Consider the following 12,795-nt stretch of genomic DNA (forward strand, 5'->3'; position numbering starts at 1 on the left):
CCGGCCCCACGGGGGGCCCGCCTAGCGACGCCATGCCTCGATCGGGTTGCCCAGCCAGCGCGTGTCGTCGGGCACGGACTCCGCGGCCATCACCAGGGACGCCGGACCCAGCGTGGTGCGGGCCCCGACGGTGCTGCCGGGCAGGACGATCCCGCCCGGGCCCAGAGTGGCGCCCTCACGGAGGACCACAGTATCCGTCCGCAAGATCCGGTCGTGGAAGAGGTGGGTCTGGAGCACACAGCCCCGGTTCACCGTCGCCCCCTCGCCGAGCGTGACCAGGTCGGTCTCCGGCAGCCAGTAGCTCTCCACCCACACGCCCCGCCCGATCCGGGCACCGAGCCCACGCAGCCACAGCGTCACCAGCGGCGTACCGGGCACGCGCCCGGCCAGCCACGGCACCGCCACCACCTCGACGAACGTGTCGGCCAGCTCGTTGCGCCACACGAAGGAGCTCCACAGCGGGTGCTCACCACTGCGGTGCCGCCCCACGAGCAGCCACTTGGCGACCACGGACAGAGCACACCCCGCAGTCCCCACCGTCAGCAGCACCACCCCGGCCAACGGCCACGCCCAGCCACCCAGCGCGCTCAGCGCCGCCACCGTCAGCACCGCCAGCGCGGCCGAGCACAGCACCGGAACGATCCGGCACAACTCCACCAGGCCGCGCGCCCACAGCAGCCGCGCGGGCGGCTCGTACGTCCGGCTCTGGTCGCCGCCGCCCGCGTTGCGCGGCAGCTTCACCGGCGGCAGACCCAGGTACGAGCTGCCCTTCTTCGCCTTCTTCGGCGTCGCCGACAGCACCCCGACCAGCCCGCCGTCCGGCACGCTGCGCCCCGGCGCGGTCATCCCCGAGTTCCCGAGGAACGCCCGGCGCCCGATCTGCGCGCGCCCGATCCGCATCCACCCGCCGCCCAGCTCGTACGGCGCCGTCAGCGTGTCGTCCGCGAGGAACGCGCCGTCGCCCACCGTGGTCAGGCTGGGCAGCGCGAGCACCGTCGACACCTCGGCGCCCCGCCCGATCCGCATCCCGAGCAGCCGCAGCCACACCGGCGTGACCAGCCCGGCGTACAGCGGGAACAGCATCTCCCGGGACTGGTCCATCAGTTGCGTGACCGTCCAGGCCTGCCAGCCGACCCTGCTGTGCGTCGGGTGCGTGCCCTCGCGCAGCCGGAGGCTCAGCAGCCGTACGGCGACGAGCAGCAGCAGCGCGTACACCGCGCCGAAGGCCACGGTCGCCGGCACCAGCGCGAGCGCCGCGCCCCGCAGCGCCTCACCGAGCCCGCCGCCGGGCGCCACGAACAGGCCGGCGGTGAGGAGCGCGCCGAGTCCGGCGAGCAGGGGCAGGGCCCTCAGCCCGAACCCGGAGACGCCGTACATCGCCCGCCAGAACACGCCCTTGTCCGGCCGCTCCCTGGGCCAGTTCCGCTTGGCCTTGCCGAGCTTCACGGCGGGCGCCCCGGCCCAGCGCTGCCCGGTGGGCACCTGCCCGGCGACGGCGGAACCGGGCGCGACCTCGGCCCGCTTGCCCACGCGCGCACCTGGGAACAGCATGCTGCGCGTCCCGACCACCGCACCGGCACCCACCTTGACCGGCCCGATCTCCAGCCGGTCACCGTCCAGCCAGTAGCCCGACAGATCCACCTCGGACTCCACGGCGGCACCCCGCCCGAGCTTCAGCATCCCGGTCACCGGCGGCAGCGAGTGCAGATCCACGTCGGACCCGACCCTGGCGCCGAGCGCCCGGGCGTACCTCTCCAGCCAGGAACCGGTGAGCGAGGCCGCGCCACTGAACTCGGCGAGCCGCTCGGCCGTCCACAGCCGCAGATGCACACTCCCACCGCGTGCGTAGCGACCCGGCGTCACCCCGCGCAGCAACAGCCGCGCCCCACCGGCGGCGATGGCCAGCCGTCCCGGCGGACTGAAGAACAGCAACGCCCCGGCACCCACGACCCACCAGGGAGCACTCGGCAGCCAGGAGTACGCCCCCAGCACGTTCCCGAGGGCGGCCAGCGGCACCATCCAGCGCAGCCCGAGCAGTGTGAACAGCGGAAGGAGCAGCAGCAGTTGCACCACCCCGGCCCGCGCCGGCACCGGCTCGACCACCCGCCGGGAGCCGTCGCCCTGCGCGGACTCCTCCAGGTGCCGGGCCAGCTTGCGCAGCGTCGGATGCTGGTAGAGGTCCAGCACCGCCGCGCTCGGGTAGCGGGTGCGCAGCCTCGTCGTCAGCTGGGCGGCGGCCAGGCTGCTCCCGCCGATGGCGAAGAAGTCGTCGGAGGCGCTGCCCACCGGGATGCCGAGCACCTCGCCCCACTGCTCGGCGAGCCACGCCTCGGTCCCGTACAGCTCCTCGGCCGGGCCGTCGCTGACCAGGCCCTCCAGCGGCCACGGCAGCGCGTTCCGGTCGACCTTGCCGGACGTACGGGTGGGCAGCTCGTCGACCGGCGCGAGCAGCGGCACGAGCGCGGCGGGCAGTTCGGCACGCAGCTTCTCGACGGCGGTGGCCTGGTCCCACCCTTCCTGGATGACGACGTACCCGACGAGGAGCTGGTTTCCACTGCGAGCGGTACGCACGGCGGCGGCCGCGCCGGCGACACCGGGAAGCGCCTGCAAGGCGGCGTCCACCTCGCCGAGCTCGATACGGCGCCCACCGAGCTTGACCTGCTCGTCGGCCCGCCCGAGGAAGACCAGCCCCTCCGGCTCGGCCCGCACCAGGTCACCGCTGCGGTACGCCCGCCCCCAGCCCAGCGACGGAAGTGGCGCGTACTTCTCCGCGTCCTTCTCGGCGTCGAGATACCGGGCGAGCCCGACCCCACCGATCACGAGCTGTCCGCTGCCGCCCATCGGCACGGGCTCTCCGGCCTCGTCCACGACGGCCAGCTCCCAGCCGTCCAGCGGCAGCCCGATCCGGATCGGCTCCTCGCCGCCCAACAGCGACGCGCACGCCACGACGGTGGCCTCGGTCGGCCCGTAGGTGTTCCACACCTCGCGCCCCTCGGTCACCAGCCGCTGTGCCAGCTCGGGCGGGCACGCCTCGCCGCCGAAGATCAGCAGCCGTACGTCGTTCAGGGTCTCGGGCTCCCACAGCGCGGCGAGTGTCGGCACGGTGGACACGACCGTGATCTCCTGCTCGACCAGCCAGGGCCCGAGATCGGCGCCGCTCCTGACCTGCGAGCGCGGCACCGGCACCAGACAGGCGCCGTACCGCCAGGCCAGCCACATCTCCTCGCAGGACGCGTCGAAGGCGACGGACAGCCCGGCCATGACCCGGTCACCGGGCCCGATCGGCTCGTCGGTGAGGAACAGGGCGGCCTCCGCGTCCACGAAGGCCGCGGCGCTGCGGTGGCTGACGGCCACGCCCTTGGGCTTCCCGGTGGAGCCGGAGGTGAAGATGATCCACGCGTCGTGCCCGGCACCGGGCCGGGCGGCGGTGTGACCGGCGGCACCTTGGACGGTCAGCTCGTGACCGGCCCCGATGACCGCCCGCACCCCGGCCTCGCCGAAGACCAGATCGGCCCGCTCGTCGGGGTCCTCGGCGTCCACGGGCACGTACGCGGCGCCGGCGGCCAGCACCGCGAGGATCGCCACGTACAGGTCGTTGGTGCCCGACGGGACCCGGACACCGACGCGGTCCCCGAGCCCGACGTCCAGGGCGGCCAGCCGCTGCCGCAGGTGCTCCACCTCGACCGCCAGCGCGCGGTAGGTGAGCAGCCGGCGGCCGTCGTCGAGTGCGGGCTCGTCGGGGTACGCGCGTACGGATGCCTCGAAGATGTCGACCAGGGTGCGGGGGGAGGCCGCGGGACCGGCGGAGAAACGGGCGACGTCGCTCGGGGCTGTGCTCAGCTCCCGGTCCAGCACGGTGAGGTCAGGGCTGTCGTGCAGGGCGGCCATCGGATCCTCGAAGTCTCGAACCCGGACCATCCGGGGCGCCGGTGGGCCCGCAGGTCTGCCTGGGGATGTTCCGTTCCGGTGCGAACAAGCCCAATACTCTAGTGGTCGGGTGACTTCGCCCTGTCATGTCCGCCACGTGGAGGCGAACGCGAGACACCCCGGAGGTCCGGCGCCCCGGCTCCCACCTGTGCTTCTGCCGACCTGGCGAGATGTCGCCCACATTCCCCCGGCGGGAGGCCTTCCTCCCCGGAAAACGACGAAAAGCCCCTCGGTGAGAGGGGCTTTTCGATCTGTGTCCGAGGGGGGACTTGAACCCCCACGCCCGATAAAGGGCACTAGCACCTCAAGCTAGCGCGTCTGCCATTCCGCCACCCGGACAAGGTGTCTGTCGCGCGGGTTCTCCCCGCGGCGACGACGTAAACATTACCAGGCTCTCAGGGGTGGCCGATCACCCCCCGCCCGCACCCGGCCGGGCGTGAACGGCGTGTGACGGGCCGGGACCGGTCTTGGGGCGCGGGCCGGGGAGAGGGAGGATGAGGGGGACCCACCAGCAGTGACACCGGGAGGAAGCACGTGAGCGAGACGGACACGGCCAGGAATGTCACCGGCGAGGACGAGGTCGTGGACCTCTGCCGCGAGCTGATCCAGATCGACACCAGCAACTACGGCGACCACTCGGGTCCGGGCGAGCGCAAGGCGGCGGAGTACGTCGCCGAGAAGCTCGCCGAGGTGGGGCTCGAACCGCAGATCTTCGAGTCGCACCCGGGCCGCGCCTCCACGGTGGCCCGGATCGAGGGCGAGGACCGGTCCCGGCCCGCGCTCCTCATCCACGGCCACACGGACGTCGTGCCGGCCAACGCGGACGACTGGACCCACCACCCCTTCTCCGGCGAGATCGCCGACGGCTGCGTGTGGGGCCGCGGTGCCGTCGACATGAAGGACATGGACGCGATGACCCTCGCGGTCGTCCGGGACCGGATGCGCAGCGGGCGCAAGCCCCCGCGCGACATCGTCCTCGCGTTCCTCGCGGACGAGGAGGCGGGCGGCACGTACGGGGCCCGTTACCTCGTCGACAACCACCGGGACCTCTTCGAGGGCGTCACCGAGGCGATCAGTGAGGTGGGCGGATTCTCCTTCACCGTGAGCGAGGAGCGGCGGCTGTACCTGATCCAGACGGCCGAGAAGGGCATGCACTGGATGAAGCTGACCGTGGCCGGCACGGCCGGGCACGGGTCGATGATCCACCGGGACAACGCGATCACCGAGCTGTCGGAGGCCGTCGCGCGGCTGGGGCGGCACAAGTTCCCGGTGCGGGTCACCAAGACCACCCGCGCCTTCCTCGACGAGCTCGGTGACGCGCTCGGCACCGAGCTCGACCCGGAGGACATGGAGTCGACCCTCGTGAGGCTCGGCGGCATCGCCAAGTTCATCGGCGCGACGCTGAGCAACACGGCCAACCCCACGCAGCTCGGCGCCGGTTACAAGGTCAACGTCATCCCGGGCGAGGCGACCGCCCACGTCGACGGACGGTTCCTGCCCGGGCACGAGGAAGAGTTCCTCGCCGACCTCGACCGCATCCTCGGCCCCAAGGTGCGGCGCGAGGACATCCACGCCGACAAGGCCGTCGAGACCACCTTCGACGGGGCGCTCGTGGAGGCGATGCAGTCCTCGCTGCTGGCCGAGGACCCGACCGCCAAGGCGATCCCCTACATGCTCTCCGGCGGGACGGACGCGAAGTCCTTCGACGACCTGGGCATCCGGGGCTTCGGCTTCGCGCCGCTGAAGCTGCCGCCGGAGCTGGACTTCGCAGGCATGTTCCACGGCGTGGACGAGCGGGTGCCGGTGGAGGGCCTCAAGTTCGGCGCGCGGGTGCTCGACCGGTTCATCGACGCGTCCTGAAACCGCCCATACGAAACACCGCTATTCGGTCGGGCGTGCGAGATCGACTGGGAAGGGTGAATGCGACCATAAGCTCGTAGCCTCATTACTCCCTCCTCGTTACAGGTAATGCGATCGCAAGATAGGTCGCTTTGCCAACTAGGAGGAATAATGATCAAGAAGGTCGTCGCTGCTGCGGCTGCCACCGGTGGTCTGGTTCTCGCGGGCGCGGGCCTTGCCGTCGCCGACTCGGGTGCCCAGGGTGCCGCCGTGCACTCCCCGGGCGTCGTGTCCGGCAACGTCATTCAGGTGCCCGTTCACGTCCCGGTGAACGTCTGCGGCAACACGGTCTCCGTGATCGGGCTGCTGAACCCCGCCTTCGGCAACACCTGCGTCAACAAGTGACGCTCCCCCCTCTTTGAGGGGAGTTATGAGCCATCGGTCCCGGAGCGCATGCCATGCGCTCTGGGACCGAACGCTTCTTTCGAGGAATTCGAGAAGAATTCGAGACAGGCCGAAGGCAGGTATTCAGGAATGCGACAGGTCACCCGCAAGGGTCTGATGACCGTGGCGGCCGCGACCGGCGTGATCGCCGCCGCGGGCGGCTCCGCTCACGCCGACTCGGGCGCGCAGGGCTCCGGCTCGGGCTCGCCCGGCGTGCTGTCCGGGAACACGGTGCAGGCGCCGGTGCACGCGCCGGTCAACGTCTGCGGGAACACGGTCAATGTGATCGGTGTCCTCAACCCGTCGGTGGGCAACTCGTGCGCCAACCAGGGCGGTGGACCGTCGTCGGGGGGATACGGCGATTCAGGCGGTCACGGCGGCTCGCACGCCGGCGGCCATGCCGGTGACTCGCCCGGCGTCGGCTCGGGCAACCACGTCGAGGCGCCGATCCACGCGCCGGTGAACGTCTGCGGCAACAGCGTCGACGTCGTCGCCGTCGGCAACTCCAGCACGGGCAACGACTGCGCGAACGGCGGCTCCGGCGGGCACCACGGCAACCCGCCCGGCGGCGGCAACGGGAACCCGGGACAGCCGGGCGATCCCGGAAACCCGGGCGACCCCGGAAACCCGGGCCACCCCGGGAACCCGGGCCACCCCGGAAACCCCGGTGATCCGGGCGACCCCGGCACTCCCGGAAACCCTGGCGACCCCGGCACTCCCGGAAACCCTGGCGACCCCGGCACTCCCGGAAACCCTGGCGACCCCGGTACCCCGGGCGCGACGCCCGGCGCGGACAGCGAGACGCCGGGCGGCTCCTCGCACGGCAACCAGCCGGGCGGCCAGTTCGTCACCCAGCCCAAGGGCGACGCGCAGCTCGCCAGCACCGGCAGCGACCTGCCGCTCGGCCTCGCCCTGCCGGCCGGCGCCGGCGCGCTGCTCGCGGGCTCGATCCTCTACCGCAAGGCCCGCACCTCGGCCTGACAGCCCCGGACAGGCCTGACAGCCCACGGAAAACGGAGCGGGCCCCGCCGATGCGGGGCCCGCTCCCGTGTGTGCCTTCTCCAGTGCCCCGTCTCAGCTCACCACGTGGCCCGCACCTGACGGATGATCCGCCGGCGCAACCGCACCTTGCGGCTGCCGTCGCGCAGCAGGCTCAGACGGTGCAACTCCCAGTGTCCGTACTCGGCATGGTCCGTCAGCAGACGTGCCGTCTCCTTGCGGGAGACCCCGCGCGGTACGTACACGTCGACAAATTCGTATTCCGGCATCGCATCTATTGTGCGGGCTGGGGCCTGGTACGGATAGCGTCTGCACTATGTCTGATGCTGCGCAGCCCACCGCTGCCGAGGTACGCGCCGCCGCCGAGGCGGTCAAGACCGCGCTCGACCGCCACCTGGCCGCGGTCGAACGCAGGTCGGGGGAGGACGACCCGGCCGTCTACGAGGCGTTCAACCAGCTGGCCGCGGCCGCAGAGGTGTACGACGAACTGCTCTACGACCGTTACGACGAGGTCACACCCTTCGAGATCCCCGGTACGGAGGACGCGCTGCCCCCGTACACCGGGCCCGAGGAACCGAACGCGCTGAGCGTACTGATCCGCCGCGACTACGCGGTGGCGGAGCCGCAGCGGCTGCTCGCGCAGGCGCAGCGGATCGAGTCCGCGGAGGGCGAGGACGGCCCGGCCGCCTCCGGGACGGTCCATGGTGCGCTGGGCCTCCTCTTCGGCGAGTTCGAACCCGACGAGATCGCCTCCCGGCACAAGGAGTTCGGGCTGGAGGAGGGCGACTCCACGCTCTGGGTGACGGCGGCGGAGGAACCGGCCGACCCCGGCGAGTGGCTGGAGGCGCCGTTCGAGCAGGTCGATCCGCAGAGCGTGGTCTGCCGCTTCGACGTCAGTGCCGTGTTCGACGACGAGATCGGCATCGACGACGACGATGACGACGACCCGGAGGAGCTGGTGGAGGACCTCGCCACCGATCTGGACGAGGACGAGGATCTGGAGCCGCTGGACGCCGACCGCCGCTGAGCGCACGCGTCGGCCACCCGACGGCGGTGGTCACGGGGACGGCCCGTGACCACCGCCGTCGTCGTCAGCCGCTGATCTGCGGAGCGAGCAGCACCGGGAGCCGGGTCGTGCGGGGCTTCGCCGGAACCTCGGCCACGGCCCTGGCCAACGCCTGTTCCACACCGTGCACGACGGACAGATGGCGGTCGGCCCGCCCGAACGCCGTGTACACCCACGGCCGGCTGAGGGCCTGCGCGGCATCGCCGGGCAGCACCACGACCACCGCGGGCCACCGGCTCCCCACCGCCTGGTGCGCCGTGAGCGCCCAGCCGTGCCGCACGGACTGCTCCACCCGCTCCTTCGGTACGACGACGTCCTCGCCCTCGCACGACAGGTGCAGCCCCTCGGCATCCGCCTTCACCACGCGGCCCGTCAGCGCACGGCCCGGCACGGGGGAGTAGACGATCCGGTCACCGGGGTCGAAGCCGCCGAAGCGTCCCGGGCCCGGATTGAGCCGCTCCTTCAACGCCGCGTTGAGCGCACGCGTGCCGACGGCGCCGCCGTGCCCCGGTGTGATCACCTGCGTCTGCTCGGCCGGAACGCCGATCGCCCGCGGCACCGAGTCCACGACGAGCTGAACCGTGCGGTGCACGGCCTCGCCCGCGTCCCGAACCGGCACGATCACGACCTCCTTGCCGGGGGCCTCGACCTGGTTCAGCTCGCCGATGCCGATACCGGAGACCAGCTCGCCCAGCGGCCCGGGATCCGGCTGCCGGGAGGCGACCTGCGGGCAGATCCGCGCCGCGAGCAGATCCGCGAACACCCGGCCCGGACCCACGGACCACAGCACCCCCGGGTCCCCGGCCAGCACCAGCCGCGCCCCGTCCGGCAGCGACTCCGTCAGCAGCGCGGCCGTCTCGACATCCAGCTGCGGCGCGTCGAGCACGACCAGCAGATCGAGGTCCAGCGCCCCGTCGGTGTCCCGGCCAGGTCCTTCGGCACCGGAGAGCAGTCCGGCGACGGTGGCGACGGGCCCGTGGGCGCCGGCGGACCGAGCGTCGGCGGACGGGGTGCCGGACCCGGTGCCGGAGCGTTGCAGCAGGGCCGCGAAGCGGGTGCGGCCGATCGGGCCGTGGGTGGCGGCCCAGGCACGCAGGCCGAGGGCGTGCGCGGCGGTGAGCAGTGCCGCGGGCTCCGTCAGGGAGGCCTCGCCGCCGGTGTGCAGGACCAGGCCATGAGCGGCGACCGCCCGGAGCAGCTCACCCGTCGACCCCTGGGCCGCGGCGGCGACCCGCTCCCAGTCCTCGGCCGAACCGTCCTGCTTGGGCACCGAGTTCACGAGCCGGGCCAGGCCGTCGGCCAGGCTCTCCTCCGCGAGCGCGTACCGCTCCAGGCCGGCCAGGACACGGACCGGACGCTCCTCGTCCTCCTCCGTGCCCTCCTCCTCGGTCCGGGCCGGCGCGGCACCGGTGTCCTCCAGGGCGTCCTGGAAGACCAGGGCATCACCCTCCGCGATCGCGTCCTGCACCGCGCTGTCGGGGTCCGGCACGCCCCGCTGGGCCAGGGCCGCCAGGAGCGCCGACATCTCCAGGGCGGTGTGCCCGGCCAGCGCCGCCTGCTCAAGGAGCCAGACGGTGACGGCCCGGCCCCGCCGCCCGTCGTCCGGCCCGCACTCGGCGCCGAGCAGGGCTCGCGCGAACCCGTCGGCCTGCTCGGGCCGCACACCGGTGACCCGCAGCAACTGCCAGGGGTCCGCGCGCAGCAGTTCGTCCGCTCCCTCGCCCAGGGCCGCGGCCACCTGCGGCGCGAGCGTCTCGGGGGCTCCGCCCGCGCCGAGCACCTGCCGCACGGCCTGCACCGCCGCCGGCGCGGGAGCCGCCGACGCGGCGACGGACTCGGCCGCCACCGGCTGCGGCCGTCGTACCGGCTCCGGGGCGGAGCGCCGGGGGGCGGGCTCCGGCTCTTCGAACACCGTGGCGGCCGGCTTCTCGCCGCTCTCCACGGCCCGTACGGCCGCGAGCAGGTCGGCGGCCTTCCCGCTCAGCTTGGTGCCGGCCTCGATCCGTGCCTTCTTCTCGGCCTTGCGCTGCTCGATGCGCTCCCGCTCGGCGCGCTGGGCCCGCAGCTCGGCCTCGGCCGCGGACACCTCACCGGAAGCGGCCGGGTCCCCTTCGGTCCCCTCGGCTGCGGGCGCCTCACCTTCGGTCGCCTCGGTCTCGGGCACCTCACCGGAACCGGCCGCGCCCTCCTCGGTAGCCTCGGTCTCCGCACCACCGGTCGGCGTCCCCGGCTCGGCGTCCTCCGTGGTCTCCGGCTCCGTGCTCACAGCGTGCTCCAGTCGTGATCGGGATAGCGGTGCACGGGCGCCGACACGTCGTCGAGCGCCCGGCAGATCTCGTCAGGAAGACTAAGGGTCTCCACTGACAATGCCGCCGTGAGCTGCTGCGCGTTGCGCGCGCCGACAATGGGCGCGGTCACCCCCGGCCGGTCGCGGACCCAGGCCAGCGCCACCTGGAGCGGCGTCACCGCGAGACCGTCGGCCGCGGTCGTCACGGCGTCCACGATGCGCCTCGCCGTGTCGTCCAGATAGGGCGCGACGAACGGCGCGAGGTGCTCCGAGGCACCGCGCGAGTCCGGCGGCGTCGTGTCGCCCCGGTACTTGCCCGTCAGCACACCGCGCCCCAGCGGCGAGGACGGCAGCAGCCCGATGCCCAGGTCCAGCGCCGCGGGCAGCACCTCGCGCTCGACGCCCCGCTGGAGCAGCGAGTACTCCAGCTGCGTGGCCGCCAGCCGGGTCCGGGTGCCGGGGGCCGCCAGCTGCCAGGTCGCGGCCTTGGCCAGCTGCCAGCCGCAGAAGTTGGAGACGGCGGCGTAGCGGGCACGCCCGCTCGCGACCGCGAGGTCGAGGGCCTGGAGGGTCTCCTCCAGCGGGGTGTCCGGGTCGAAGGCGTGGACGTGCCACAGATCGACGTAGTCGGTGCCGAGCCGGGAGAGCGAGGCGTCCAGCGCGGAGAGCAGATGGCCGCGGGAGGTGTCGAAGCGGCGGTCGGGGTCCGGCACGCTCCCTGCCTTGGTCGAGATGACCAGGTCCCGGCGGGCCACGAGGCCGTCCATGAGCCTGCCGAGCAGGTACTCGGCCTCTCCGTCGCCGTACACGTCCGCGGTGTCGACGAGGGTCCCGCCCGCTTCCCAGAACGTCTTCATCAGGTCCGCGGCGTCGTGCTCGTCGGTGTCCCGTCCCCAGGTCAGGGTGCCGAGCCCGATCCGGGACACACGCAGGCCGGTGCGGCCGAGATGCCTCTGCTCCATGAACGCCGAGATTACTGGCCAGAGCCTTCCGTGTGGGGGGCTGTGGACAGCCGATTTCCGGGGGCCGGCCGCGAGTTGCCGGGCACGACCGCCCACGGCTAGGCCCCGATCGAGCCGCGCGCTAAGGTCTCCGCACGTGCACGTTACTGATCGGTAAGGGGATTCGGCATGCAGCTCGGTATCAACCTCGGCTACTGGGGTGCCGGAATGGACGCGGACAATCTGGCCGTCGCCCAGGAGGCCGACCGGCTCGGATACGCCGTCTGCTGGGCCGCCGAGGCCTACGGCTCCGACGCCGCCACCGTACTGACCTGGGTCGCCGCCCAGACCGAACGCATCGACGTCGGCTCCGCCATCTTCCAGATCCCGGCCCGCCAGCCTGCGATGACCGCCATGACGGCGGCCACCCTCGACTCCCTCTCCGGCGGCCGCTTCCGCCTCGGCCTCGGCGTCTCCGGCCCGCAGGTCTCCGAAGGCTGGTACGGCGTCAAGTTCGACAAGCCGCTGGCACGCACGCGTGAGTACGTCGAGATCGTCCGCAAGGCCATGACGCGCGAGCGCCTGTCCTACGAGGGGCAGCACTGGACGCTTCCCCTGCCGGGCGGCCCGGGCAAGCCCATCAAGCTGACCGTGCACCCGCAGCGCGAGCACATCCCGCTGTACATCGCCGCGATCGGCCCGAAGAACCTGGAGCAGACCGGCGAGATCGCCGACGGGGCGCTCCTCATCTTCCCCTCGGCCGACCACCTCGAAGAGACCACGATCAAGTACCTCCGCGCCGGGCGTGAGAAGGCCGGCAAGACGCTCGACGGGTTCGACGTCTGCCCGACCGTCCCGCTCGCCGTCGGGGACGACAAGGACGTCGCCGCGCTCGCCGACACCTTCCGCCCCTACACCGCGCTGTACGTCGGCGGCATGGGCAGCCCCAAGCAGAACTTCTACAACCAGCTCGCGCAGCGCATGGGCTACGAGAAGGAGGCCGCCGAGATCCAGGGCAAGTACCTGTCCGGCGACAAGCAGGGCGCCGCGGCCGCCGTACCGCACGAGCTGATCGACAAGACCACGCTGCTCGGTTCCGTCGACCGGATCGCGGACCGGATGAAGGCCTACGCGGAGGCCGGCGTCACCACCCTGAGCCTCGCCCCGGCGGGCTTCACGCTCGACGAGCGGCTCGCGTCCCTCCGCGCCGGCACGCAGGCCCTGGAGCGCGCCGGGCTCGCCTGACCCGGCGGAGTTGTCTGCGGCCGTGGTGGGGGCTCGGGGGTCTTCCC

General features: G+C 72.7%; 9 protein-coding genes and 1 tRNA gene. 5 read left to right on the forward strand and 5 right to left on the reverse strand.

All coding sequences use genetic code 11. From position 1 onward, the window contains the following. Positions 1 to 21: 21 nt before the first annotated feature. Complete coding sequence (locus QC385_RS29805; RefSeq protein ID WP_279544499.1) at positions 22 to 3,888, reverse strand: Pls/PosA family non-ribosomal peptide synthetase; 3,867 nt, start codon at positions 3,886 to 3,888, stop codon at positions 22 to 24. A gap of 293 nt (positions 3,889 to 4,181) precedes the next feature. Further along, a tRNA-Leu gene (locus tag QC385_RS29810) sits at positions 4,182 to 4,266 on the reverse strand. Between the two features lie 195 nt (positions 4,267 to 4,461). Between QC385_RS29810 and QC385_RS29815 the strand changes: the two genes are divergently transcribed. The 3 genes from QC385_RS29815 to QC385_RS29825 all read left to right on the forward strand — a co-directional run bounded on the left by QC385_RS29815 (position 4,462) and on the right by QC385_RS29825 (position 7,191). After that, positions 4,462 to 5,787, forward strand: coding sequence for a M20/M25/M40 family metallo-hydrolase (locus QC385_RS29815; protein WP_279544500.1), 1,326 nt, complete (start codon positions 4,462 to 4,464; stop codon positions 5,785 to 5,787). Between the two features lie 150 nt (positions 5,788 to 5,937). Continuing rightward, entirely contained in the window at positions 5,938 to 6,171 is a 234-nt protein-coding gene (chpH, locus tag QC385_RS29820) for a chaplin ChpH (protein WP_086563975.1), read from the forward strand. Positions 6,172 to 6,300: 129 nt separating this feature from the next. Then, positions 6,301 to 7,191: a chaplin family protein gene (locus tag QC385_RS29825; protein ID WP_279544501.1), complete on the forward strand. Its 891-nt coding sequence runs from the start codon at positions 6,301 to 6,303 to the stop codon at positions 7,189 to 7,191. 98 nt (positions 7,192 to 7,289) lie between these two features. Here the strand turns inward: QC385_RS29825 and QC385_RS29830 are convergent, their stop codons facing one another. Then, positions 7,290 to 7,478, reverse strand: coding sequence for a DUF5703 family protein (locus QC385_RS29830; protein ID WP_010045410.1), 189 nt, complete (start codon positions 7,476 to 7,478; stop codon positions 7,290 to 7,292). A 47-nt stretch (positions 7,479 to 7,525) separates the two neighbouring features. On the opposite strand from QC385_RS29830, the gene QC385_RS29835 reads away from it, so the two are divergent. Next, positions 7,526 to 8,236, forward strand: coding sequence for a hypothetical protein (locus QC385_RS29835; protein ID WP_279544502.1), 711 nt, complete (start codon positions 7,526 to 7,528; stop codon positions 8,234 to 8,236). Between the two features lie 64 nt (positions 8,237 to 8,300). Here QC385_RS29835 and QC385_RS29840 read toward each other — a convergent pair whose 3' ends face one another. Continuing rightward, positions 8,301 to 10,541: an ATP-dependent DNA helicase gene (locus tag QC385_RS29840; RefSeq protein ID WP_279544503.1), complete on the reverse strand. Its 2,241-nt coding sequence runs from the start codon at positions 10,539 to 10,541 to the stop codon at positions 8,301 to 8,303. Next, positions 10,538 to 11,524: an aldo/keto reductase gene (locus tag QC385_RS29845; protein ID WP_279544504.1), complete on the reverse strand. Its 987-nt coding sequence runs from the start codon at positions 11,522 to 11,524 to the stop codon at positions 10,538 to 10,540. Before QC385_RS29845 ends, QC385_RS29840 begins: the two co-directional genes overlap by 4 nt. 168 nt (positions 11,525 to 11,692) lie before the next feature. On the opposite strand from QC385_RS29845, the gene QC385_RS29850 reads away from it, so the two are divergent. After that, positions 11,693 to 12,748 (forward strand): LLM class F420-dependent oxidoreductase, encoded by a 1,056-nt coding sequence (locus QC385_RS29850; RefSeq protein ID WP_150479921.1) that lies wholly within the window; start codon positions 11,693 to 11,695, stop codon positions 12,746 to 12,748. Positions 12,749 to 12,795 lie beyond the last annotated feature (47 nt).

This window comes from Streptomyces sp. DH10 (genome assembly GCF_029813805.1).
In the GTDB taxonomy this organism is placed as follows: domain Bacteria; phylum Actinomycetota; class Actinomycetes; order Streptomycetales; family Streptomycetaceae; genus Streptomyces; species Streptomyces coeruleofuscus.

Excerpts from the sequence above, each read along its gene's own strand:
- QC385_RS29835 (WP_279544502.1), top strand. The coding sequence starts at position 7,526 with ATGTCTGATGCTGCGCAGCCCACCGCTGCCGAGGTACGCGCCGCCGCC.
- QC385_RS29850 (WP_150479921.1), top strand. The coding sequence starts at position 11,693 with ATGCAGCTCGGTATCAACCTCGGCTACTGGGGTGCCGGAATGGACGCG.
- QC385_RS29825 (WP_279544501.1), top strand. The coding sequence starts at position 6,301 with ATGCGACAGGTCACCCGCAAGGGTCTGATGACCGTGGCGGCCGCGACC.
- QC385_RS29845 (WP_279544504.1), bottom strand. The coding sequence starts at position 11,524 with ATGGAGCAGAGGCATCTCGGCCGCACCGGCCTGCGTGTGTCCCGGATC.
- QC385_RS29830 (WP_010045410.1), bottom strand. The coding sequence starts at position 7,478 with ATGCCGGAATACGAATTTGTCGACGTGTACGTACCGCGCGGGGTCTCC.
- chpH (WP_086563975.1), top strand. The coding sequence starts at position 5,938 with ATGATCAAGAAGGTCGTCGCTGCTGCGGCTGCCACCGGTGGTCTGGTT.
- QC385_RS29805 (WP_279544499.1), bottom strand. The coding sequence starts at position 3,888 with ATGGCCGCCCTGCACGACAGCCCTGACCTCACCGTGCTGGACCGGGAG.